The sequence below is a fragment of the Cobetia marina genome (genome assembly GCF_001720485.1).
In the GTDB taxonomy this organism is placed as follows: domain Bacteria; phylum Pseudomonadota; class Gammaproteobacteria; order Pseudomonadales; family Halomonadaceae; genus Cobetia; species Cobetia marina.
Map to the genome: position 1 here is coordinate 572,338 of NZ_CP017114.1, position 24,698 is coordinate 597,035.

15 protein-coding genes are annotated in these 24,698 nt (G+C 63.0%); 12 read left to right on the plus strand and 3 right to left on the minus strand.

Annotated features, from left to right (window positions below; all coding sequences use genetic code 11):
• Positions 1 to 168 precede the first annotated feature (168 nt).
• The 7 genes from aceE to BFX80_RS02520 all read left to right on the plus strand — a co-directional run bounded on the left by aceE (position 169) and on the right by BFX80_RS02520 (position 10,164).
• A complete protein-coding gene (aceE, locus tag BFX80_RS02490; protein ID WP_077380148.1) occupies positions 169 to 2,844 on the plus strand; it encodes a pyruvate dehydrogenase (acetyl-transferring), homodimeric type in 2,676 nt (891 codons plus the stop codon).
• A gap of 105 nt (positions 2,845 to 2,949) precedes the next feature.
• On the plus strand, positions 2,950 to 4,983 hold the full coding sequence (gene aceF / locus BFX80_RS02495; protein ID WP_084207888.1) for a pyruvate dehydrogenase complex dihydrolipoyllysine-residue acetyltransferase: 2,034 nt from the start codon (positions 2,950 to 2,952) through the stop codon (positions 4,981 to 4,983).
• A gap of 223 nt (positions 4,984 to 5,206) precedes the next feature.
• On the plus strand, positions 5,207 to 5,968 hold the full coding sequence (locus BFX80_RS02500) for a TerC family protein (protein WP_077380144.1): 762 nt from the start codon (positions 5,207 to 5,209) through the stop codon (positions 5,966 to 5,968).
• A 537-nt stretch (positions 5,969 to 6,505) separates the two neighbouring features.
• Positions 6,506 to 7,162, plus strand: coding sequence for an adenylate kinase (gene adk / locus BFX80_RS02505; RefSeq protein ID WP_077380142.1), 657 nt, complete (start codon positions 6,506 to 6,508; stop codon positions 7,160 to 7,162).
• 288 nt (positions 7,163 to 7,450) lie between these two features.
• A complete protein-coding gene (gene tsaB / locus BFX80_RS02510; RefSeq protein WP_077380140.1) occupies positions 7,451 to 8,146 on the plus strand; it encodes a tRNA (adenosine(37)-N6)-threonylcarbamoyltransferase complex dimerization subunit type 1 TsaB in 696 nt (231 codons plus the stop codon).
• A gap of 207 nt (positions 8,147 to 8,353) precedes the next feature.
• Positions 8,354 to 9,169 (plus strand): undecaprenyl-diphosphate phosphatase, encoded by an 816-nt coding sequence (locus BFX80_RS02515; RefSeq protein ID WP_077380138.1) that lies wholly within the window; start codon positions 8,354 to 8,356, stop codon positions 9,167 to 9,169.
• A 251-nt stretch (positions 9,170 to 9,420) separates the two neighbouring features.
• Positions 9,421 to 10,164 (plus strand): class I SAM-dependent methyltransferase, encoded by a 744-nt coding sequence (locus BFX80_RS02520; protein WP_084209594.1) that lies wholly within the window; start codon positions 9,421 to 9,423, stop codon positions 10,162 to 10,164.
• A 121-nt stretch (positions 10,165 to 10,285) separates the two neighbouring features.
• On the opposite strand, the gene plsB is transcribed toward BFX80_RS02520, so the two are convergent.
• On the minus strand, positions 10,286 to 12,817 hold the full coding sequence (gene plsB / locus BFX80_RS02525; protein WP_084207889.1) for a glycerol-3-phosphate 1-O-acyltransferase PlsB: 2,532 nt from the start codon (positions 12,815 to 12,817) through the stop codon (positions 10,286 to 10,288).
• Positions 12,818 to 13,029: 212 nt separating this feature from the next.
• Here plsB and BFX80_RS02530 point away from each other — a divergent pair, with 212 nt between their 5' ends.
• Entirely contained in the window at positions 13,030 to 14,154 is a 1,125-nt protein-coding gene (locus tag BFX80_RS02530; RefSeq protein WP_084207890.1) for a phospholipase D-like domain-containing protein, read from the plus strand.
• Between the two features lie 116 nt (positions 14,155 to 14,270).
• On the opposite strand, the gene BFX80_RS02535 is transcribed toward BFX80_RS02530, so the two are convergent.
• The gene (locus BFX80_RS02535) at positions 14,271 to 15,002 is read right to left on the minus strand and encodes a YecA/YgfB family protein (protein WP_077380132.1); all 732 of its coding nucleotides are present in this window, start codon (positions 15,000 to 15,002) and stop codon (positions 14,271 to 14,273) included.
• Between the two features lie 181 nt (positions 15,003 to 15,183).
• Between BFX80_RS02535 and BFX80_RS17725 the strand changes: the two genes are divergently transcribed.
• From BFX80_RS17725 to BFX80_RS02555, 4 genes are all read left to right on the plus strand, one after another.
• Positions 15,184 to 15,834 (plus strand): SprT family zinc-dependent metalloprotease, encoded by a 651-nt coding sequence (locus tag BFX80_RS17725; protein ID WP_167592963.1) that lies wholly within the window; start codon positions 15,184 to 15,186, stop codon positions 15,832 to 15,834.
• A 293-nt stretch (positions 15,835 to 16,127) separates the two neighbouring features.
• A complete protein-coding gene (gene acs, locus BFX80_RS02545; RefSeq protein WP_077380130.1) occupies positions 16,128 to 18,074 on the plus strand; it encodes an acetate--CoA ligase in 1,947 nt (648 codons plus the stop codon).
• 291 nt (positions 18,075 to 18,365) lie between these two features.
• The gene (locus BFX80_RS02550) at positions 18,366 to 19,328 is read left to right on the plus strand and encodes a DMT family transporter (RefSeq protein ID WP_240499646.1); all 963 of its coding nucleotides are present in this window, start codon (positions 18,366 to 18,368) and stop codon (positions 19,326 to 19,328) included.
• A 228-nt stretch (positions 19,329 to 19,556) separates the two neighbouring features.
• On the plus strand, positions 19,557 to 20,219 hold the full coding sequence (locus BFX80_RS02555) for a response regulator (protein ID WP_077380128.1): 663 nt from the start codon (positions 19,557 to 19,559) through the stop codon (positions 20,217 to 20,219).
• Positions 20,220 to 20,367: 148 nt separating this feature from the next.
• Here BFX80_RS02555 and BFX80_RS02560 read toward each other — a convergent pair whose 3' ends face one another.
• Positions 20,368 to 24,366 carry a hybrid sensor histidine kinase/response regulator gene (locus BFX80_RS02560; RefSeq protein ID WP_077380126.1) on the minus strand — a complete coding sequence of 1,333 codons (3,999 nt, stop codon included), beginning with the start codon at positions 24,364 to 24,366 and terminating at the stop codon, positions 20,368 to 20,370.
• Positions 24,367 to 24,698: the final 332 nt, after the last annotated feature.

Genomic DNA, 24,698 nt, shown 5'->3' on the forward strand with positions numbered 1-24,698 from the left:
ACGCACGAAGCACAACGCATCTGGCAGCCGGAGTCTCCGGTTGCCGCGGTTTTATCGGAGACGCGGCCCACTCAGAAGGCTGTGCCCACACTGAAGAGCGCCACTGGTTCCGATGTAGCATTTCGTCGGAACAACTGACAAAAAATTTCTTCACTCGGAGAGACGTCTATGAGTCTGGAGGCAAGAGAAGATCTCGATCCGATCGAAACCACGGAATGGTTGGACTCCCTGGAATCGGTTCTGGATCGTGAGGGTGAGGATCGTGCCCAGTACCTGATGTCACGCCTGGCCGACCGCCTGCGTCGTGATGGCCATCAAGTACCCTTCTCGGTGACCACGCCCCATCGCAACAGTATCCCCGTGCACCGCGAAGCGCGCATGCCGGGCGACCTGTTCATGGAGCGTCGTATCCGTTCGCTTATCCGCTACAACGCCATCGCTCAGGTGATCCGCAACAACCGTGCCCACAAGGGCCTGGGCGGTCACATCTCGAGCTTCATGTCCAGTGCGACGCTTTATGATGTAGGTTTCAACCACTTCTTCCGTGCACCGGAAGGCGATTTCGAAGGTGACCTGCTGTATATCCAGGGCCACGTGGCACCGGGTATCTATGCACGTTCCTTCCTGGAAGGTCGTCTCAGCCAGGAGCAGATGGACAGCTTCCGTCAGGAAGTCGACGGCAATGGCCTGTCCTCCTATCCGCACCCGTGGCTGATGCCGGATTACTGGCAGTTCCCGACCGTCTCCATGGGTCTGGGCCCGATCCAGGCGATCTACCAGGCGCACGTCATGAAGTACCTCAACTCGCGTGAGTTGAAGTCCATGTACGACCGCAAGGTGTGGTGCTTCATGGGTGACGGCGAGTGTGACGAGCCGGAATCCCTGGGTGCCATCTCGCTGGCGGGTCGCGAGAACCTCGACAACCTGATCTTCGTCATCAACTGCAACCTGCAGCGTCTTGATGGTCCGGTGCGCGGCAACGGCCGCATCATGGACGAGCTGGAAGGCGTCTTCCGTGGTGCCGACTGGAACGTGCTCAAGGTCACCTGGGGTCGCTTCTGGGATCCGCTGTTCGAGCAGGACAAGAAAGGCATCCTGCAGAAGCGCATGGACGAGGCGGTCGACGGCGACTACCAGAACTACAAGGCCAATGGCGGCGCGTACACGCGTGAGCACTTCTTCGGCAAGTACCCGGAGACGGCCGATCTGGTCAAGGACATGTCAGACGACGACATCTGGCGTCTGAACCGTGGTGGCCACGACCCGTACAAGGTCTACGCGGCGTATCACGAGGCGGTCAACAACGCCAATGGTCGTCCGACCGTCATCCTGGCGCACACCGTCAAGGGTTACGGCATGGGCATGGGCGATGGCGAAGCGGCCAACGAAGCCCACCAGGTCAAGACCATGGAGCACGAAGCGCTCAAGACCTTCCGTGATCGCTTCGGTATCCCGCTGACCGACGAGCAGCTCGAGGAAGTGCCGTACTACAAGCCGGCGGACGACAGCCCGGAAATGAAGTACATGCACCTCATGCGCGAACGTCTCAACGGCTACCTGCCGCAGCGTCGCACCGAGTATGAAACGCTGGAAATCCCGCCGCTGGACGACAAGATCTTCGCGTCCCAGCTCAAGGGCTCCAACGGCCGCGAAGTGTCCACCACCATGGCCTTCGTGCGCGTGCTCAACGGTCTGGTCAAGCACAAGACCCTCGGCGAGCGTGTCGTGCCGATCATTCCTGACGAAGCGCGTACCTTCGGCATGGAAGGCATGTTCCGTCAGCTGGGCATCTACACCGCGGCAGGCCAGAAGTACGAGCCGGTCGACAAGGGTCAGATCATGTATTACCGCGAGGACCAGAAAGGTCAGGTTCTCGAGGAAGGTATCTCCGAAGCGGGCGCCATGTCCGCGTGGGTGGCGGCGGCAACGTCCTACGCCAACCACAACCTGCCGCTGATGCCGTTCTACGTCTACTACTCGATGTTCGGCTTCCAGCGCATCGGTGATCTGGCGTGGGCCGCGGGCGATCTGCAGGCACGTGGCTTCCTGGTCGGCGGGACCGCCGGGCGTACTACCCTGAACGGTGAAGGTCTGCAGCACCAGGATGGCCACAGCCATATCCTGGCCTCGACCATCCCGAACTGCCGCACCTACGACCCCACCTACGCTCACGAAGTGGCGGTCATCGTGCAGGACGGCATGAAGCGCATGTTCGAGCAGCACGAGCCGGTCTTCTACTACCTGGCGGTGATGAACGAGAACTACGAGCAGCCGGAGCTTGAAACGGTGCCCGCAGACGACATCATCAAGGGCATGTACCTGCTCAAGGAAGGCGCGAAGGACGGCAAGGCACGCGTTCAGCTGCTGGGTTCCGGCACCATCCTGCGTGAAGTCGAAGCCGCTGCCGTGATGCTGAAGGACGACTACGGTGTCGATGCCGACATCTGGAGCGTCACCAGCTTCAACGAGCTGCGTCGCGAAGCGCTGGAACTGGATCGTCAGGCCTTCCTCAAGCCGGAAGAGACCCCGGCCAAGCCGCACATCACCCAGTGCCTGGAAGGACGTGACGGCCCGGTCGTGGCGGCCACTGACTACATGAAGCTGTTTGCTGACCAGGTTCGCGCCTGGGTGCCGGCTGACTATCACGTGCTCGGTACCGATGGTTTCGGTCGTTCCGATACCCGCGAGAAGCTGCGTCACTTCTTCGAAGTCGACCGCAACTTCGTCACCGTCCAGGCCCTGAAGGCGCTGGCGGATCGTGGTGAGATCGACCGCAAGGTGGTCGCGGAAGCGATCAAGACCTACGGCATCGACCCCAACAAGCCGAATCCGCTGAGCGTCTGAGCGGAGATCGCGGAACAGGCGAGCGGCACTCCATCCTCGACATCAAGATGATGCGAAGGTGATTCGGGTGTCGCTCCCCGTGCACGTTTTGGAAGGAGCACGATCTTGAGCAGCGAAATCATCAAGGTTCCCGACATTGGCGGTAGTTCCGATGTCGAGATCATCGAGATACCGGTGGCGGTCGGAGATGTCATCTCCGCCGAAGACACCATGATCACTCTTGAGTCCGACAAGGCCAGCATGGATGTGCCGGCACCGAAGGGCGGCAAGGTGGTGAAGATTCTCGTCAAGGAAGGCGACACCGTCTCCGAAGGCGACGACATCCTGGAGCTGGAAGCGGAAGGCGGTGGTGACACCTCCTCTGACGCTTCTGACGAGCAGGAAGCGCCGAAGGAAGAGGCTCCCAAGCAGGAAGCGTCTGAGCAGCAGGCGCCGAAAGAGGCCGCTGCTGCACCGAAGGCCGCTTCCGGTGGTACCCGGACCGTCGACATCGTCGTGCCGGACCTGGGCGACTCAGAGGCCGTGCCGATCATCGAGATGGCGGTCTCCGAAGGCGACGAAGTCGACGCCGAGGATGCGCTGATCACGCTGGAGTCCGACAAGGCCAGCATGGACGTCCCGAGCCCGCACAAGGGCAAGATCGTCAAGCTGACCGTCAAGGAAGGCGACAACGTCGCGTCCGGTGATGTCATCGGTCAGATGGAAATCGCCGGTGAAGGCGGTGACAGTGCCTCCTCCAACGATGCGGCCTCTACCGAGTCAGCCCCGGCAGAACAAGCGTCTGAAGAGCAGGCAACTGAAGCGCCAGCCGAAGAAGAGCAGGCCTCCGGTGAGCCGGAGCGCAAGGAATTGCGTGTCCCGGATCTCTCCGGCAGCGACAGCGTGCCGATCATCGAGATGGCCGTGGCCGTCGGTGATGAGGTCAACGAGGAAGACGCGCTGATCACGCTGGAATCCGACAAGGCGACCATGGACATCCCGAGCCCCTACAAGGGCAAGGTGGTGGAGCTTTCCGTCAAGGAAGGCGACACCGTGTCCGAGGGCGACCTGATCGGTTACCTCGAGGTCGCCGGTGCCAAGCCTGCGCCGAAGGCTGCCAAGGCGGAGGCTCCGGCCGCGCCCAAGGCAGACAAGGCCGAGCAGAAGCCTGAGCCGACACCGGCCGGTACGCCGAGCCCGGAAGCCCAGATGGCGGCCCACAAGCCGAGCAAGGGTGCCAAGGTCCACGCAGGGCCTGCGGTTCGCCTGCTGGCGCGTGAGTTCGGTGTCGACCTTGCGGACGTCTCCGGCAGCGGTCCGAAGGGCCGTGTGGTGAAGGAAGATGTCCAGGCCTACGTCAAGCAGATGATGCAGAAGGCCAAGTCCGCACCGGCAGCCCCTGCCGCGCAGGCCACCGGCGGTGCCGGTATCCCGCAGGTGCCGGATCAGGACTTCAGCCAGTTCGGTGAGATCGAAGAGTCGAAGATGGGCCGCCTGATGAAGGCGGGCGCCACCAACCTGCATCGCAGCTGGCTCAACGTCCCGCACGTGACCCAGTTCGATGAAGCCGACATCACCGAGCTCGAGGCCTTCCGCAAGTCCATGAAGGCCGAGGCAGAAGCGGCAGGCGCCAAGCTCACGCCGCTGCCGTTCATGATCAAGGCGGCTGCCCACGCGCTGGCCAAGTATCCGCAGTTCAACGTCAGCCTCAAGTCTGACGGCGAGACCCTGGTGCACAAGAAATACGTGCACATCGGTATCGCGGTGGATACGCCGGACGGCCTGATGGTGCCGGTGATCCGCAATGCGGATCAGAAGAGCCTGCTGGAGCTGGCCCGCGAATCCGTGGAGCTGGCCAAGAAGGCGCAGACCAAGAAGCTCAAGCGCGAAGAGATGACCGGTGGTTGTTTCACCATCTCGAGCCTTGGCTCCATTGGGGGTACTGCCTTCACGCCGATCGTCAACACGCCGGAAGTCGCCATCCTGGGTGTCTCCAAGGCGCAGATGAAGCCGGTGTGGGATGGCGCTGCCTTCCAGCCGCGCCTGATGATGCCGCTGTCGCTGTCCTACGATCACCGGGCGGTGAACGGGGCGGATGCAGCACGCTTCACGGCGTATCTGGCTCAGGTGCTGACCGACGTGCGTCGTCTGCTGCTCTGATCCGTACCTTGCATGACAAGGGCAGGTGCCAGATGGCCTGTCGACAGAACGGCCTCCTTCGGGAGGCCGTTTTTTTGTGCATGTCCGTTGGCGTGGCAGGGCGGCGACAGCTGTTGCTGCCCTGTACAACATGCGATGCTTCACGCCAACCTGCCGCGATCTGCCGCATCGTGCTGGCACTCCCCGGGAAGGCCGGTTCTCGCAACACACAAGGAGCAAGACAATGGAATGGTTGATGGACCCTTCGGCATGGGTGGCTCTGGCGACCCTGACCGCGCTTGAGATCGTGCTGGGCATCGACAACATCATCTTCCTGTCGATTCTGGTCGCGCGCCTGCCCGAGGCTCAGCGCCAACGTGGCCGCATGATCGGTCTCGGCCTGGCGATGGGCATGCGCATCGTGCTGTTGATGTCGTTGTCGTGGCTGATGTCACTGACGACACCGTTGTTCAGCGTGCTGGATTTCAGCTTCTCCGGGCGGGATCTGATCCTGGTCTTCGGGGGGCTGTTCCTGCTCGGCAAGAGCACCCATGAGATCCATGCCAACCTCGAGGGTGAGGACCCGGCGGAAGAGGGCGCGAAGAAGGGCGGTGCCAGCTTCATGGCGATCATGGTCCAGATCGCGTTGATCGATATCGTCTTCTCGCTGGATTCGGTGATCACGGCGGTGGGCATGGTCGACCATCTGACGGTGATGATCATCGCGATCGTCATCTCGGTGGGCATCATGATGGTGGCGGCCAAGCCGATCGGTGATTTCGTCGATCGCCACCCGACCATCAAGATGCTGGCCCTGTCCTTCCTGATCATGGTCGGCATGATGTTGATGGTCGAAGGCTTCGGCGTCCATGTGCCCAAGGGCTACATCTACGTGGCGATGGCCTTCTCGCTGGCGGTGGAAATGCTCAACATCCGGCTGCGCGGCAAGCGGGCCAAGGCGGTGCGGCTACGTCGCAGCAGCCAGGCGGAAGAGGTCGCCGAGTGAGGTCATGACCCCCAGGCCATGACGCCTGAACCCTGAAATGAGTGGAACCCTGCCATGACGCCCCTGCGACCGAGTGCCGCGGGGGCGTCATGCCATCGTGAGGCTGGATCACGAGGCGCTGCACGCGCCGATCGCCTCGTCCGTCATCAATGAGCCAAAACAGTGCCAAGGGGCGTCATGCGCGCCTTTGGTGTGCTTGTGCGATGGCCGTGTGAGCGGTATCGTCAGCCCTTGCGTTGCATAGCGATGACATAATGAGATCGTCAGTGCGTGGAGAGTGTTCGTCACGCCACCAGTCGGTCCGCTTCCTGTTTCATCCTGGTCGCAAGCCGCTCGAGGCCCCGTGGCTGTCTCCTTCACTGTCATGTCGATGGGGAGACACTGCGCAGGTCAGCGCGTGAGCCGAGTCGTCTTGAGCGCTCGGCGGCCAGAGCGCCTCGGATGGCCATCTGCCGTCGAGGGCAGGGCACACAAGCCCGGATGACCCATTTACACCCGTTTCACGCTTTTCATTTGCACACTCAAGGAGCAGTACCGATGCGTTTGATCCTGTTGGGCGCCCCCGGCGCCGGCAAGGGCACTCAGGCCCAGTTCATCTGCGAGCGTTTCAACATCCCGCAGATTTCCACCGGAGACATGTTGCGTGCAGCGGTCAAGGCCGGCAGCGAGCTGGGGCTCAAGGTCAAGGAGATCATGAATACCGGCGGGCTGGTGTCCGACGAGATCATCATCGCTCTGGTCAAGGAACGCATCAGCCAGCCCGACTGCGAGAACGGCTTCCTGTTCGATGGCTTCCCGCGTACCATTCCGCAGGCTGACGCCATGAAGGAAGCGGGCGTGAAGCTGGACCACGTGGTCGAGATCGCCGTGGCGGACGAGGAAATCGTCAAGCGTCTGTCCGGTCGTCGTGTGCACCCGGATTCCGGTCGTGTCTATCACATCGAGTACAACCCGCCGCGCGAGGAAGGCAAGGACGACGTCACTGGCGAAGCCTTGATCCAGCGTGAAGATGACCGTGAAGCCACGGTGCGCAACCGTCTGTCCGTCTACCATGAGCAGACCGAGCCGCTGGTCGAGTACTACTCCAGCTGGTCTGCCACTGGCGATGCCCAGGCACCGGCCTACCATCGCATCGAAGGCATCGGCTCCGTCGATGACATTCGTGCCCAGCTGGTCAGCGCGCTGGAGCAGTGAGTCGCGTTGCCTGAGACGGCATGAGGACCATGGCGCCGCCATGGCCCGCATGATGTGCTCTTTCGGTATCAAGCGCCTTGAAAACGCCCGCAGGCTTTGTCTGCGGGCGTTTTCTTTGGTCGCGAAAGCGAAATGGCGTGTTGCGACAGACCCCTTCTGCAGCGCAGGTTCGCGGCCTGTGGCACGACTGACGCACAGCGCCGACACCTGCCGTGGACACCCTGCGTCTTTTGCTGCTAGCGGGGGACGGGTAGAATCGCGTCACATTTTTCTGATGATGAACCGCCCATGACCACGCTTCTGGCCATTGATGCATCCTCCTCCGCCTGTTCCGTTGCCCTGTGGCAGGACGGCGTTGTTACTGCCGAGCGCTGTGAAGCTCCCCGTCAGCATACCCAGCTGATGATGCCGATGATCGAGACGCTGCTGGCAGATGCCCAGCTGACGTTGAAGGATCTGGACGCGCTGGCCTATGGCCACGGCCCGGGTTCCTTCACGGGCCTGCGCATCGCGGCTGGCACCATTCAGGGACTGGCCTTCGGGCTTGAGGTGCCGGTGATCGGTGTCTCGACCCTGGCGGCGCTGGCGCTGCAGGCCCATCGTCATCACCACGCCCGTTTCGTGTTGCCGATGCTGGATGCCCGCATGGGCGAGCTTTACACCGGCGCCTATCGTGTGGCGACCTCCGCCGAAGGTGAGGTCGAGGTCAGCCAGCTGCTGCCCGAGCAGGTCGTGGCGCCGGGACTCGTGGAGTTGCCCCAGGAGCTACGTGAGCACGACTGGCTGGCCATCGGTTCCGGGCTGGTCATGCACGATGCGCTGCCGGAAGCCTTGCGCGCCAGCATCGTGCAGCGCCTGGAGGCACCGCAGCCGGATGCCGAGGACATGGTCATCCTGGCGGCGCAGGCCTTTGCGCGCGGCGAGGCAGTCGCTGCCGTCGAGGCGCAGCCTGTCTATCTGCGCAACGAGGTGGCATGGCGCTGATGGCGCCAGGGATCGCCATCCTCTCGCGTCAGTCAGGTGGTCTGCCAAGGCTGCCGTAAGGTTTCAGCATCACACTGCGGCCCCTGATGTCGGTCGCGCATCGGCTGACAGGGAACCGTTCTGTCATCACCGCACCTCGCAGTGCCACAGGCGATGTCTGTCGTCCGTGTGGGCCATTGAGGCCCGTTACTCTTAAAAGGATGTTTCATGGAACTCATGCACGTGGTGGCGTTGGCCGTCATTCAAGGTCTGACCGAATTTCTGCCGATTTCCTCCTCCGCTCACCTGATCCTGCCCTCCCAGGTGCTTGGCTGGCCGGACCAGGGACTGGCCTTCGATGTCGCGGTCCATGTCGGTACTCTGCTGGCCGTGGTGATGGCCTTTCGCAAGGATGTCGTCAATATCCTCGCTGGCTGGTTCGGACAGTTCAGCGGTTCAGGCGGGCTTGCGGCGCGTCAGACCGACGACAGCCGTCTGGGCTGGGCGGTATTGCTGGCGACGCTGCCGGCCGTCGTCTTCGGTGGCCTGTTGGGCGATGTGGTGGAAACGGCCGGGCGTTCGACTGCCGTGATCGGCACGACCACCATCGTCTTCGGTCTGCTGCTGTGGTGGGCGGATGCCAAGGGCACGCGCACGCGGGATCTGGCGACGCTCACGCTCAAGGGGGCGTTGATCATCGGTCTGTTCCAGGCATTGGCACTGATTCCGGGCACCTCGCGTTCGGGCATCACCATCACTGCCGCGCTGCTGCTGGGCTTCGAGCGTCAGAGTGCGGCGCGCTTCTCCTTCCTGCTGTCGATTCCGCTGATTCTCGCGGCGGGCTCACTCAAGGGGCTGGAGCTGATCGAGACCGGCAGTGAAGCCCAGCTGTTCGATGTCGGACTGGGTGTTGTGCTGTCCTTCGTCTCGGCGCTGGTGTGCATCAAGCTGTTCCTCAAGGCCATCGACAGCATCGGCATGTTGCCCTTCGTCATCTACCGTCTGCTGCTGGGCGTGCTGCTGTTCGGCATGCTGTTGCTGTAAGTCGCGTACGGCAAGTTCAGTCTTTCTCCGACGGCGTCGCTCTTGCGGCGCCGTCGGCGTTTCTGTCAGCCTTGCTTGCGCTTATCATGTCGCCTTTGTGCTGGTCTTTCGCGAGTCCCAGCGTCTCTTCATTTCCATAGAGCCCGTTCATGCTGCCATCCGATCCCCTCGCTCCTTCCTCTGACGCCGCTGACGCGACCCCCGTGATCGCCATCGCTCGCTCGCAGCTGGCGGTGCATCCGGAGCTCGCCATGCTGGCGGCACACTTCGGGATCGCCATCCGGGACGATGATGCGTTGCCGGCTCTGCGGCTCGAGGTGGCGCAGGACGAGCAGGGCGTACCGCGGGTCGTGATCGCCGGGGACGAGCGCGAGTACGGCAAACCGCTGCATGTGGATTTCGTCGCTGGTCGGGCGGACCACCGCCGGCGTTTCGGCGGGGGACGCAATCAGCTGATCGCGCGGGCCTGTGGCCTGAATCGCGGCGCGCTGCCAAGCATCGTCGATGCCACCGCCGGGCTGGGGCGCGATGCCTTCGTGCTGGCCAGTCTCGGATCGCCGGTGCTGATGATCGAGCGTGTCGCCGCGACGGCGGCGATCCTGGTCGATGGCCTGACCCGCGCGCAGGGCTGTGCAGACGACGAGATACGCGAGATCGCGCTACGCATGCAGGCGCTGCAGGGGGATGCCTCGCGTGATCTGGGAGAGCTCGTCGCGCTGTGGGATCAGCCGCCGCAGGTGGTGCATCTGGATCCGATGTACCCGCACCGTGACAAGTCCGCGCTGGTGAAGAAGGAGATGCGACTCTTCCGTGCCCTGGCGGGGGATGACGCGGATGCGCCGGCCTTGCTGGATTCGGCACTGGAGGTCGCGACCCATCGGGTGGTGGTCAAGCGTCCGCGCAAGGCTGAGCCGATCGGCGGCATCGCGCCGAGTCATGTGGTGGAGGAGAAGACCAGCCGCTACGACGTCTACGTCAAGCAGGCGCTGCGCTAGCCGCGAAGGCCGGGTGATGCACCCTGACGTGCATGACCGCTCTGAAGATGACAGGACCCCGCTCGCGTCTGCCGCGAGCGGGGTCCTGTCGTTCATGCGAAGGGATGGCGTGGCACCGTTGTCAACGTGACTCGTCAGCCGAGTCAGCATTGTCCTCTGGCGTGTCCGGCGTGTCCGGCGTATCGCGCAGGCGCACATGCTGCAAGCGATGGCGCAATGCCGGGTCGAACAGGTCGCGCCCACGGGTCTGCAGGTCTTCCAGCGCTTCGCCGAAGCACAGACGGTTGTCGTCCAGCCAGATGAAGTCCAGCTCCAGCAGGGTATCCAGCAGGCCACGGAACAGTCGCTTGTCGAAGAACTCGGGCGCGTTGAGGCCCGAGAGCAGCGTCAGCCGCTCTGCCAGCGCGCCGGAGTGGGTCTCGAGGGCTTCGCGATCCAGCGTGCCGCTGCCGTGTTGCAGCAAGGCCGCGATCAGCAGGTAGCCGCGCTCCAGCGTCGGCTGGACCGGCTGGGCCAGCAGCCGCAGCTGCTCGGAGGATTCCTGGCTTGCGACCGGACGCGACCAGCGTTCGGGCGTGTTCTCGGTTGCCGGCTGGTGCTCCAGCAGGCCCTCGTCGCTGAGCAGCGCGAGGGTGGCGGCGATATCGCCTTTCAGCTCCGGGGCTTCCGGCACGAACAGTTCACGTACCAGTACGGGCCAGGCCGGGCTGATCTGCTCATCCAGCGCCTGCAGGGTGTACTGGGCGGTGTTGCGGAAGGCGAAGGCGATCAGCGCCGGCAGCGCCAGCAGATGCAGGACGTTGTTGCGGTACCAGGTCAGCAGGCTGGCCTGTTCCGGTGTGGCGATCACCAGCTCACCGAGGTGCTGGGGGCGTAGGGTGACCAGCCCCAGGTGCGCACAGTGCGCGATCCATTCTTCCGGCGTGCCTTCGGGCAGGCTGTGGTCCTGCCGGCCAGGCAGCTTGCCGGCCAGCCGCACCAGCATGGCCAGCTGGCGCTGCATCAGGCTGGACTCGATGGCGTGGTGTGCGGTGGAAAGCAGTACCAGCGCCGACAGCGAGACAGGGTTGAGGGCCGCGGCGGCATTGATGCGCGTGGCGATCTCGTTGCCCAGTCGCGGCACGGCACTGGTCAGCCATTCCGGGCGCCGCTGGTGGCGACTGGCCTGCCACTCGGGAGTGGTCTCGTCCAGCCAGGCCCCCAGCTTGAGCGGCTCGCCAATGTTGAGATAGACCTTGCCGAAGGGCTGCTTGAGCTGCCCCAGCACGCGAATCAGATCCAGCGGCGACTCCTTCTTCTTGCTGGCGCCCGACAGTTCACGCTGATAGCTGAGGCTCTCGAAGACCTTCTCGTAGCCGATGTAGACCGGGACGAAGGCGACCTCGCGGCGCGTGTCACGCAGGAAGGAACGTAGCGTCATCGCCAGCATGCCCGGACGTGGCGGCAACATGCGCCCCGTGCGTGAGCGTCCACCCTCGATGAAGTATTCCACCGGGTGCCCGCGGGTGATCAGCTGGTGGACATATTCATCGAAGACCGCGCCATAGAGGCGATTGTCACGGAAGCTGCGGCGCAGGAAGAAGGCGCCTCCACGCCGGAGGATCGGGCCGATCACCGGCATGTCGAGATTCTTGCCGGCTGCCACGTGCGGCGTCATCAGCCCTTCGTGGAACAGCACGTAGGACAGCAGCAGATAATCGATATGGCTGCGATGGCAGGGCACATAGATCAGCTCGCAGTCCCCGGCGATCGCCTTGACGCGCGACATGCCGCGGATCTCGATGCCGTCATACAGCTTGTGCCACAAGCGCTTGAGGGCGTGAGCCAGGAAGCGCTGCACGGGATAGCCCATGTTGGAGGCGATCTCGCGGCCGTATCTCAACGCGCGCTTCTCGAGACGCGCGGGACGCTGGTTCTGGTCGCGGGCCAGCTCGCTGATCACGTCCTGTACGGCGGGCGCCTTCTGCAGATTGCGGATCATGGTGTGGCGATGCGAGAGGTCCGGCCCCAGCAGTCGGGTGCGCACGCGACGAAAGTGCACGCGCAGCAGACGAGCGATGCGCCGGCGCGCCAGCGCCTGATCCTCGGGACCTTCGCGCAGCACCTCGTGGAGCTTGAGCGGCTGGCCGAAGTGCACATCCACCGAGCGACCATGCACGAGGATGGCGATGGCGCGACGCAATACCCCGGTGACACGCCAGCTGTCAGCGGAGATGAACTTCCAGAAGCCGAATTCCTTGCCCGGCGCACGCCCCCAGAACACGCTGACCGGTACCAGCTGGACCTCGACCTCATCCGGGGCGTTCTCCAGTGCCTCGATCAGCTGCGCGAGTCGTCGGGAGAGCAGGCCCTTGCCCTTGCGTGAGTGACGCAGCAGGCGCAACCGCGAGTGACTCAGTCGCATGTCGCCTATGCTCAAGGGCAGAGTGGGAGACGGCAGGCCACGCCCCTCGCAAAGCTGCTCGATCACCAGTTCATCGGAGAGCGCCTGATAGGGGAAGACGTAGACCACCGGCAGGTCGGGGTCGAGATTCAGGGCACTGTGGTCCAGCGCGTTGATGTCGGGTTCCACCGCGCGCAGCTCCACCCATTTGTCCAGCAGACGGCGGCTGAGGTTGCGCAGAGGGCGCAATAACAGGGTGACGGGCGACATGGCGGAGCCTCGCAGGTGTACTCGAAAAGTTCGATGGTGAGACGCTGTCACAAGCAGGATCGTTTGCGTTGACTCACAGGATGCGGGAGTGGCGATCCGAGGATATCGACGTTGGGTCGCCGCATGCATGATATTGATCATTATACGCATTCTGTTCGATGACGCCGATATCGGCTGTCATTGCCCAGTGCGGGAGCGACGGGAGGCATGTCATGCTCGGAATGTGGCGTTCAGGCAATCGATTTACCCTGCTGCCGGAGGGGGCGCGCTTTCTGCCCAGCATGCTGGAGGCGGTGGAAGGCGCACGTCACTCGATACTGCTCGAACTGTATCTGGCCGAAAGCGGTCACCTCAGTCGGGTCCTGATCGAGGCTTTGAGCGCTGCGTGCCAGCGTGGCGTCAATGTACTGGTGCTGCTGGATGGCTTCGGCTCGCTGGGGCTCGAGGAGGCGGATCGCCAGCGCATGACCGAGGCCGGCATCGCCCTGCGCTTCTACAACCCGATTCGCTGGTGGCGGTTCGGTCGCAACCTGACGCGGGATCACCGCAAGCTGCTGGTCGTGGATGGCGAGGTGGGCTTCACTGGCGGTTTCGGGGCGGTCGATGAGTTTGCCGAGGCCTGGTCAGAAGTGGCGATACGCATCGAGGGGCCCTGTATCCGTGACTGGGTCAGGCTGTTCGCGCGGGTCTGGGATTCCGCTGCCAGCGAGGGGCAGGGGCGTCGTGAGGCCGTGCGCAGCGTCAACATCAATGCGGTCAACGTCGTCACGGGATATCTGGGGATGCGCGGGCGTGTCGTCTGGGGCCATGGATTTCGTTATCAGGCGATTCGCCACTCGCTCCAGCATCAGGCCAGCAGCACCCGCAAGCGGCTGTGGATCTGCACGCCTTACTTCGTGCCGACCTTCAGCATGCGTCGACGCCTCAAGCGGGCGGCTCGGCGCGGCGTCGATGTGCAGCTGTTGATCGCGGGACAGCATCACGACCATCCCGGCGTGCGTTCTGCGGGGCAGCGTTTCTATGCGAGTCTCCTCAAGGCGGGCGTGCGGATCCATGAATTCCAGCCGCGCTTCCTGCATGCCAAGTTCTCGCTGGCGGATGACTGGGTCACGCTGGGGTCATGCAACTTCGATCACTGGAGCCTGCAATGGAATCTGGAGGCCAATCAGGAGGTGCAGGACCATCGCTTCGCGGCGGAGGTGGCGGCGCTGTTCGAGCAGCATTTCGCGCGCAGCGTCGAGATCACCCGGGCTGCCTGGCAGCGACGCTCTCTGGCGCAACGCTGTCGCGAGTGGGGCTATGGCACCCTGGATAGCCTGGTGACGCGGCTGCGCTAGCCAGTTCACGGATGTCAGACACTGCTTCGTGACACGACAACGCCGGACGACCCCAAGGGGCGTCCGGCGTTGTCGTGTCTGGCGCTGCGCGGCGCAAAGAGGGGGATGGCGGGGGCTCAGCGCTTCTTGCCGCCACCCTTGCCAGCAGGCTTCTTCGCGCCGCCCTTGCCACTGCCCTTGCCGCCCGCATGCTTGCCACGCGGAATGCCCGCGGCGCCCGGCGTTGCGGCTCCCTTGCGGCGCGGTGATGGCTTGGGGCTTTCCGGCGGCACGCGATAGAGCAGGTAGAGATCCAGCAGCAGTTCCGGCAGCTGGTTGACGAAGCGCTGGGCACCGACGGGGTCGGCGATCAGCTCGCCGATCTCCGGGTCTTCATCGTCGAATACGCCCGAGATGGCCATGAAGGGCAGCAGCAGCTCGGCCGCGGTCTCTTCCTGGGTCCCGAACCAGGCTTCCTCGTCCATGAAGACACCTTCCATGAAGCCTGCACACCAGTCACCGATCGGCGTCTCGACGGGGTCGAGGCCACCGAGTTCCAGCTCGAACAGCAGCTCAGGCAGGATACCGTGCTCGAGGGCGTCGATGGCATTGGCGCGCATCTGCTCGAACAGCGCGACCACCTGGGCTTCCTGCTCGGGGCTTTCATAGGCTGGCTGCCCCTGGAACAGCTCCGGCAGCCACAGGCTGGAAGGCACTTCGCGTGGTGCGATGGCCAGTGCCAGCATGAAGCCATGCGCGCTGATGATGTCGAGGGCTTCCGGGCCGACCAGGTCGGATTCAAGGAACTCATCGAGGATGTCGAGGGATTCATCATCCAGCAACGGCTGGGTCTGGACAGGCTCGGCCATAGGGAAGGTCTCACATGCGGGATAGAAGTCGGGCAGGGCGTCGCGGCCACTGCGAATGTGGCTAGTGTATCATCTCGTGGCAAGGGTTTTCGTCGCCACGAAAGCCCCTGAATCGTCGAATTCTCCACTTTCTTCAGCGGTTGCCGTTCACCTCGATCGTCTGGCATCAAGGGGTCGTCTCATGTCTTGTTCCCGTGTCGCGCACGCCGTGGATGGCAGTGTCGTCAGTCGATATCGCTTTCCCGTCGACCATGTACTGGCGTGTCTCGGTGATGCGGTCGCCGACCCCCTGCCGTTGGCCGATGAGCAGACACTGGATGCCCTCAGCGAGCCGCAACTGCATGCCATGCTGCAATCCCGTGTGCTGGCCTGTCTGGCGCGCGCACGTGCGCACTATCCCGAGATGCGCATGCCCGCCGTGTCCTGTCGTCTCAGAGGACGCACTGCCGGGACAGCCGAACCGGCGCGCCAGCGCCTGCGCTTCAACTGGCAATTGCTGTGCGAGAACCGCCATCACTTCCTGAGCCAGACCGTCCCTCATGAGGTGGCGCACTGGGTGGTGATGGAAGTGGTGGAGCGCGCGCGCGGCCAGCGGGTCAAGCCGCATGGCCCGGAGTGGCAGCAGGTCATGACGAATCTCTATGGTGTCGCACCTGAGGTGACCCACCGCATGGATGTTTCCCGCGCGAGTCCGATGCCCTGGGCCTACGGATGCGATTGCGAGACACCGCACTATCTGAGTCATCGTCGACATGCCAATGCGCTTCGTGGGCAGCGTTACCGATGCCGGCAGTGCGGGAAAGCGCTCAAGGGGCCATTGAGCGATTCCTGATGCCTGCCATCGCCTTCCGTGCTGTCCTGCCTCCCGTTTTCAATGCCGCCGTGGTGCGGTCAGTCCCTCTGGAGTGCGGGTTTTCTGCGGCGAAAGTCGCTGTGACCTTGGTGTTATTTGTTGATAAATAGTTGAAATTATTGGGAAAAAATTGTCTACCAAGGTCTAGTGTGTGGCCCCCCATGCTTGGGTTTAAGCTGAAACGGACTAGCCATGACTCGTCCGCAGCGTACCCGTGTCGTATGAGGCAGCCCGAGGCGTGTCGCCCGCCAACTTCCAGAGGTCGAACAACAATGAGCGAAGATGCCAAGGTCCACCCGGTCAAGCCTGATGTTGCCGCCCGTGCATGGGTAGATCGTGAGCGCTATCAGGCCATGTATCAGCAGTCTGTCGAGGCACCCGAGGATTTCTGGGCCGAGCAGGCGCAGTCGCTGGACTGGTTCAAGGCGCCCTCGGTGATACGCAGTACCGACTTCGGCCCTGAGAATGTCGATGTGCGCTGGTTCGAGGATGGTCAGCTCAACGTGGCCCACAACTGTCTGGATCGTCATCTCGAGGAGCGTGGCGACCAGGTGGCGATCATCTGGGAAGGGGATGACCCCAGCGAGTCCCAGTCGATCACCTATCGCGAGCTGCATGCGCGCGTCAGCCAGTTCGCCAATGGCCTCAAGGAACTGGGCGTGGGGCGTGGTGACGTGGTCACCCTGTACATGCCGATGATCCCCGAAGCGGCCATGGCGATGCTGGCCTGTACCCGTATCGGTGCGGTGCACTCGGTGGTCTTCGGGGGCTTCTCGCCGGACGCGCTGGCAGGACGGATCGCCGATTCCAGCTCGCGTATCGTGATCACCGCCGATGAATCGCTGCGCGGTGGCAAGCGAGTGCCGCTCAAGGAGAATGTCGACGATGCGCTGGAGCGCGATGGCACCGACTGCGTCGACCACGTGCTGGTGGTGCGGCGTACCGGAGGTGACGTGCACTGGGGGAGTCGTGATCTGTGGTTCCACGAGCTGGTCGACCGTCAGTCCAGCGACTGCCCGGCAGAAGCGATGGGCGCGGAAGACCCGCTGTTCATTCTCTACACCTCCGGCTCCACCGGCACGCCCAAGGGGCTGAAGCACACCACGGGCGGCTATCTGCTCTATGCGGCCATGACCCATCGTTACGTCTTCGACTACCACGATGGCGACATCTACTGGTGCACGGCGGATGTCGGCTGGGTGACAGGGCACAGCTACATCGTCTATGGACCGCTGGCCAACGGCGCGACCACGCTGATGTTCGAGGGGGTGCCCAGCTATCCGACTCACGGGCGCATGGGGGAGATCGTCGACAAGCATCAGGTCAATATCCTCTACACGGCCCCGACCGCCGTGCGCGCGCTGATGGCACACGGCGATGGCGTGATGGACTCCAGTTCCCGCGACAGCCTGCGCCTGCTCGGCTCGGTGGGTGAGCCGATCAATCCTGAGGCCTGGGAGTGGTTCCACCGCGTGATCGGCAAGGGCAACTGCCCGCTGGTGGATACCTGGTGGCAGACCGAGACCGGCGGCATCATGATCGCGCCGCTGCCGGGTGCCACGGATCTCAAGCCGGGTTCCGCCACCTTGCCGTTCTTCGGCGTGCAGCCGGCGCTGGTCGACAACGAGGGCAACATTCTCGAGGGAGCCACCGAAGGCAATCTGGTGATTCTCGACAGCTGGCCCGGGCAGGCTCGCTCCATCTGGGGCAACCATGAGCGTTACGTGCAGACCTATTTCTCCACCTATGCCGGCATGTACTTCACCGGCGATGGCTGCCGCCGTGACGAGGATGGGTATTACTGGATCACCGGACGCGTCGACGACGTGCTCAACGTTTCCGGGCACCGCATGGGCACGGCCGAGATCGAGTCATCGCTGGTCGCGCATGAGGCGGTCGCCGAAGCCGCGGTGGTCGGTTATCCCCACGACATCAAGGGGCAGGGGATCTACATCTACGTGACGCTCAATGATGGCATCGAGCCAAGCGATGAGCTCAAGAAGACCCTGACCCAGTGGGTGCGCAAGGACATCGGGCCGATCGCGTCACCTGATGTCATCCAGTGGGCACCGGGACTGCCCAAGACGCGTTCCGGCAAGATCATGCGGCGTATCCTGCGCAAGATCGCCGCCAACGAGACCGACGGTCTTGGGGATACCTCGACGCTGGCGGACCCGACGGTGGTGGATGATCTGATCGAGCATCGCGCCAACCGCTGAACTCGTCGTATGACGGCCATGCAGGCCTGACGAGACACGTCGCGACATCGAAAGCGCGGGAGCCTGGCTCCCGCGCTTTTTTCGTGTGCGTCCGGGTCATGCGCTCCTGTTTCGTGCGTGCCTGTCTCGTGAGTGCCTGTCTCGTGCACATCCTGGCCGTGTCTGAAGCAGGAAAGGTTGGCCATCGATGAGCGGCTGACTTGATAATGATGCGACAACCCGCATGCGACAGGTGGGCCTGATGGCCTCCCTGAGCATTTCCTCATTCACTTCATGATCAAGGCAGCCCCCATGTCAGCAGGCAAGTCGGATGCATCCTGCGCCACGTCTCAGCCCGCCACTTCCTCACAGGTTTCATCATCGTCATCCACCGAGGGCGAGAACCGTCCACGCGCTGTCGTGCTGATGTGCCTGTCGGCGATCTCCTTCGCGTTGATGGGCGCGATGGTCAAGTTGAGCGGTGACTTGCCGCTGTTCGAGAAGGTCTTCGTGCGCAATCTCGTAAGCCTGGTGGTTGCCGTCGTGATGGTTCGCATGGCGGGCGCTCGTCTGCTGGGACACTGGCACCATCAGCCGTTGCTGCTGGCGCGCTCGCTGATCGGGCTTGGCGGCGTGATGAGCTTTTTCTACGCCATCGATCACCTGCTGCTTGCGGATGCGACTATCCTAAACAAGCTGTCGCCGTTTTTCGTGATGCTGTTTGCCGGCATGTTTCTGGCAGAGCGCCTGGGCGGCTGGCGGCTGGTAGGCATGCTGATTGCCTTCGTGGGGGCGACTCTGGTCATCAAGCCGCAGCTGGCGTTCGCCGAGGGAGGTGTGGAGGCACTGTTTCCGGCGCTGGTCGGATTGGGCTCGGCCATGTTGGCCGGCGCTGCCTACACACTGATTCGGGCGCTGCGAGGGCGTGAGGCTTCCGCGACAATCGTGTTACATTTCTCGCTGGTCTCCAGCATCGTCACCCTGGTGCCGATGCTGATGAATCCGGTGATGCCCAGTGCGCCACAGGCACTGGCCCTGTTGGGGATCGGGGTCTTCGCGGCCGGTGGCCAGATCCTGATGACCACGGCCTATCGGCTGGCGCCCGCGGGGGAAGTGTCGATCTATTCCTATCTCACCATCGTGTTCTCCGCATTGGCCGGCTGGGCGATCTGGGGGGAAGTGCCGGACGCTGCCAGCCTCATGGGTTTCCTGCTGATTGCCGGTGTGGCACTGGTCGGTTGGCATGCGAGTCGCGTTGCGGTTAGGGTGGTCTGACTCTCCATCCGCAGGATGCTGTCAGAATTCACTTGTGCATTGTCCACTCATCATTGGGCAATCCGTGCGATACTCGTGTTCCCCGAGCGAAACATCAGTATGTCTCCCGATGGTGGGCTGCTTTGTTAAACGCGCGTTCCATGGGGTAACATGCCAGAAAATAACGGCGATCATTGACCGGCCAGGAAGGTCGGTGATGATCACCATCGGGGTTTTGGAGGAGACTCAATGGCCTTTGCCCAGAAGTTCATCGTTGCAGACGATCATCCGCTCTTTCGTGCCGCACTGACGCAGGCACTCAGGCAAGTGGCCTCACAGGCAGAGATTGTCGAAGCCGACAGCATGGACGCGACCAACGATATCGTTGCCCGCCACCCCGATGCTGATCTGATCCTGCTGGACCTGCACATGCCGGGAGCCCATGGCTTCTCAGGCCTGATCCAGCTGCGTGGTCAGACGCCGGATATCCCGGTCGCCGTCGTATCCGGTAGCGAGGAGCCCTACGTGGTGCGCCGCGCCATCGATTATGGCGCTTCCGGTTTCATCCCCAAGTCCGCAAGTCTGGATGTGATCGCCGAGGCGATCGGCGAGATTCTCGAAGGCGAAGTCTGGCTGCCGACGGATATCGCCGAAGCCATGGGCGAGTCCAGCGAAGATGAGTCCCGCTTTGCCGAAGCGATCGCCTCGCTGACGCCACAGCAGTTCCGCGTGCTCAACATGCTGACGGAAGGCCTGCTCAACAAGCAGATCGCCTATGAGCTGAATGTGTCCGAGGCCACCATCAAGGCGCACGTGACCGCCATTCTGCGCAAGCTTGGCGTGCATTCCCGCACCCAGGCCGTCATCGCGGCGCAGCGTCTGGAAGTCGAGCCGCCGAAGGTTCGCTCCTGAAGTGGCTGTGATTGACGGGATGATGCATCCCGTTCGATGAGCATGATTCTGCTTCGGAAAGACAAAAGCCCGTCCTGTCACTGACAGGGCGGGCTTTTTGCGGATACAGCGCCTGCTCGTTCACAGGCGCTGCGCGATTCACCCGCGATCAGCCATCGCCGTTCTCCGGGGCTCCGCCTGTCTCATCCGAGGTACCGCTGGCATGCTTCTCGGCACGATTGGCCTGCAGGGTACGCGTCAGCAGTGCGCGCAGCGCCGCCGGACGCACCGGCTTGAGCAGCAGGTGATAGCCGGCACGGCGTACCTCCTCGGCGACTTCGTCAGTGCGATCCGCGGTGATGACGATGCCGGGCACGGAGCCTGCCAGGCGTTCATCCAGAGCATCCAGCGCCATCAGACCGGTCACTTCATTGTCGAGGTGATAATCGGCGAGGATGGCATCCGGATCACCATCCAGATTGCGAATCACGGATTTGGCACCACCGATGGACGTGGCGGTGAAGACTTCGCAGCCCCAGCCGGACAGCATCGCCTTCATGCCTTCCAGAATCAGGCTCTCGTTGTCGATGCACAGCACGCGGGTGCCGGTCAGCTTGTTGCCGGCGCGCTTGCGGGCCGGGACGGCATCCGGCTGTTCAGCGGCCGGCAGTGTCTTGCTGATCGGGACGCTGACCGCGAAGACTGTCCCCACACCGACCCAGCTGCGCACCGTGATCGGGTGATCGAGCACGCGACTCATGCGCTCGGCGATCGACAGGCCCAGTCCCAGCCCCTTCTCGCTCTCCTTGTGACGCTCGCTCTGATCGAGACGCCGGAATTCCTGGAAGATCTCGGTCAGCTTGGACTCGGGGATGCCGGGGCCGGTGTCCCAGACTTCGATGCGAATGCGATCCCCCAGGCGGCGACAGCCCAGCAGTACGTGGCCCTGACGGGTGTAACGCACGGCGTTGGACAGGAAGTTCTGCACGATGCGCCGCAGCATCTGGCCGTCAGAATCCACCGCCAGCTGGGTCATCACCACCTTCAGGTCCAGCCCTCGGTCTTCCGCCATCACCTCGAACTCGGCCTTCAGCGGCTTGAGAATATCCGACAGGCGGAACACGCTGCGACGTGGCGCCAGCGCGCCGGCATCGAGCTTGGAGATGTCGAGCAGGGTGCTGAGCAGCTCCTCGGCGGCCTGCAGCGAGTTGTCGATGTGATTGGTGGTGGTCTTCATCTCGCCTTCCACCTGCTGGGCGAGAGCGGAGGTGAACAGGCGTGCGGCATTCAGGGGTTGCAGCAGGTCATGACTGGCCGCGGCCAGAAAGCGCGTCTTGGAGGCGTTGGCATCCTCGGCCAGCTGCTTGGCCTGACGCAGTGCCTGCTCGGCTTCCGCGCGCACACGGTTCTCGGTACGCAATGCCTCGTTGACCTGTGACAGCTCCTGGGTACGCACGCGAACGCGTTCTTCCAGATTCTCGTTGGTTTCCTTGAGGGCAATCTCGGCCAGGCGGCGTTCGGTGATGTCCTGATAGAGCGCGAAGAAGCCGAGGATGTTGCCCTTGCCGCTGAAGTGCGGCGTATAGGTCACCAGCATGTAACGCACACCGCCCTCGGGGGCTTCCAGCGAGATCTCGAAGGAAACGCGTTCCCCCGCCAGGGCGCGCGTCATCCAGGGGGCGCGCTGGCGATAGATGTCTTCAGGCATCGCCGCCTCGGCCGGCTCGCCGATGACGGCGGTACGGTCGATGCCCATCACTGCTTCATAGGCGCGGTTGGTGAAGAGGTAACGACACTCCTTGTCGAAGTAGGCGATCAGCGCCGGCACGTTGTCGGTGTAGATGCGGATGTTGTTTTCCGAGCGGATCAACGCCTCTTCGGTGCGCTTCTGCTGGGTGATGTCCTGGTAGGTATAGACGAAGCCGCCGCCGGGCATCGGGTTGCCCTGGATCTCCATCACGGTGCCGTCCTGGCGATAGCGCACGTAGCGATGCGGCTCGCCGTCACGGATGGCGTCCAGCAGCTGATCGACATGCTCTTCCGGGTCGCCCGGACCATATTCACCATTGTGCGCGTTGTAACGGAAGATGCGATCGATCGGGGCGCCGACACGGATCAGGTTGTCAGGGAAGCGGAACATGTCCAGATAGCGCTGATTCCACACCACCAGGCGCATGTGCTGGTCGACCACGCTGATGCCCTGGTGGATGTTCTCGATGGTGGCCTGCAGCAGGGCGCGGTTGAATTCCAGCACCTGTGAGGCTTCATCGACGATGGAGATGACATCCGAGATACCGATGCCGCGCCCCTGCAGGGCAGAGTTGACCACGATCCGCGCCGAGGAGGCACCGAGCACGGAAGCCAGGAAGCGCTCGGTGAACTGGATCAGGTCGATTGACGCGCGCCCGTGGAGTTCCAGCGGCTGGCCGCTGCGGCGTGCGTAATCTTCGAAGGCGCGTTCGACCTGCTCATGGCTCAGGAAGCGCTCACAGAGTACGCGCAGGTCCGAGACGGAGGTAGAGCCGGTCCACGGGCGCGAGACGCTGGTCTGACGCGTCTCGACGCTATCGACGAACAAGGATGCCTGGATGCGCTCGACCACGCGTTGCGGCGTCATCTGCGAGACGAAGATATAGCCGAACAGGTTGAGGCCGAGAGACAGCATCACGCCGTGGGTCAGCGGGTCACTGAAGCGGAAGCCGAACAGGCCATGCGGCGAGAGCCAGTCGATGCCGAGCGGACCGTAATTGACCATGTCGGCGGGCATCAGGCCTGCCTGGGCCAGTGCCGGAACCAGCAGGGTCCAGGCCCAGACGGCGAAGCCGAGGTTGAGGCCGACGATGACCCCCAGGCGATTGCCACGCTTCCAGTAGAGCCCGCCCAGCAGAGAGGGCGCGAACTGGGCCACGGCGGCGAATGACAGCAGCCCGATGGCTGACAGCGTGCTGTATTCGGCGATCAGCAGATAGAAGCCGTAGGCCAGGCCGAGAATCATCACGATGGTCAGGCGGCGGGCCAGCAGCACGATATGACTGTAGTCGCGGGCTTCGGTATCGAACCAGCGCAAACGGAACAGCAGCGGAATGACGATCTCGTTGGAGATCATGATCGAGACCGCGACCGCCGCGACGATGACCATGCCGGTCGCGGCCGAGAAGCCCCCGATGAAGGTCAGCAGGGTCAACCAGGTCTGATCTGCCGCCATCGGCAGTGCCAGCACGAAGCTGTCCGGTGACACCGAGCCATCCGGGAACATCGTCAGGCCGGCGGCGGCGATGGGCAGCACGAAGAAGGAGATGGCGATCAGATAGATCGGGAACAGCCAGCGGGCGCGGCGGGCATCCGAGTGGTGGGTGTTCTCGACCACCGCGACATGGAACTGGCGCGGCAGGCAGAAGATGGCCAGCATCGCCAGCAATGTCTGGGCCCAGAAGCCGGAGCCGAAGGTCTGGTTCTCGAGCTGTTGCTGGAGCTCCAGATAGGTGTCCGCCTTGGTGAAAAGATCCCCCAGGCCATTGAACATGCCCCAGGTGACATAGGCGCCCAGCGTCAAAAAGGCGATCAGCTTGACCAGAGATTCGAAGGCGATGGCCTGCAACAGGCCGACATGGTGCTCGGTGGCATCGGTATGCCGCGTGCCGAACAGGATGGCGAATATCGCCATCACCGCCGCGACATAGAAGGCGGTATCCCCCAGCCAGGCAGTGCGCGTGACGTCACTGGTGTCGGTCAGTACCTGATAGGCACTCGACACCGCCTTCAGCTGCAGGGCGATGTAGGGCAGGGTGCCGACCAGTGCCACCAGCGAGGCAAACACGGCCAGTGACTGCGTCTTGCCGTAGCGCGAGGCGATGAAATCGGCGATCGAGGTGATGTTCTGTCGCTTGGCGACGCGAATCATCTTCAAGAGGATCGGCCAGAACAGCAGACAGGTCAGGATCGGCCCGATGAAGATGCTCAGGTAGCTCCAGCCACTGGTCGCGGCCTGGCCGACACTGCCGTAAAAGGTCCAGCTGGTGCAGTAGACCGCAAGCCCCAGACTGTAGACTGCCGGTCGGCGACTGGCCGACCCGTGCTTCTTGGCGTTGCGATCCCCTCGCCACGCAATCATGAACAGTACCGCGATATAGCCCAGCGCCACTGCGATTAGCCACCACCCCTGGAACATGTTGCTCTCCTCTCTGGAAGCGCCATTCTACGCAGGCCCGGCCATGAGTCCCAAGCCTTGCAAGCCGCTCAGGGCTTCCTCCTGGCCATCAGACGACAAGATGTCTGCTCTCGCTCATCCGTTCTCACCCGGCCTGAGGTGTCTCCGGCAGAAAATTGCGCCGCTTTCTTTCAGTGACATGACGAAAGAGCGGGGCCGTCTCACTGTCATTTCCGACGCGTCATGAGAGTGTTTCGTTACTCATTTGGCCAATAGACCAAGGGAGTGCGTCTTTAGTTTATCTTTCAAGTATCTGTTATTTAAGGAATTGATGAGAGGCGTCATGAGGTCTT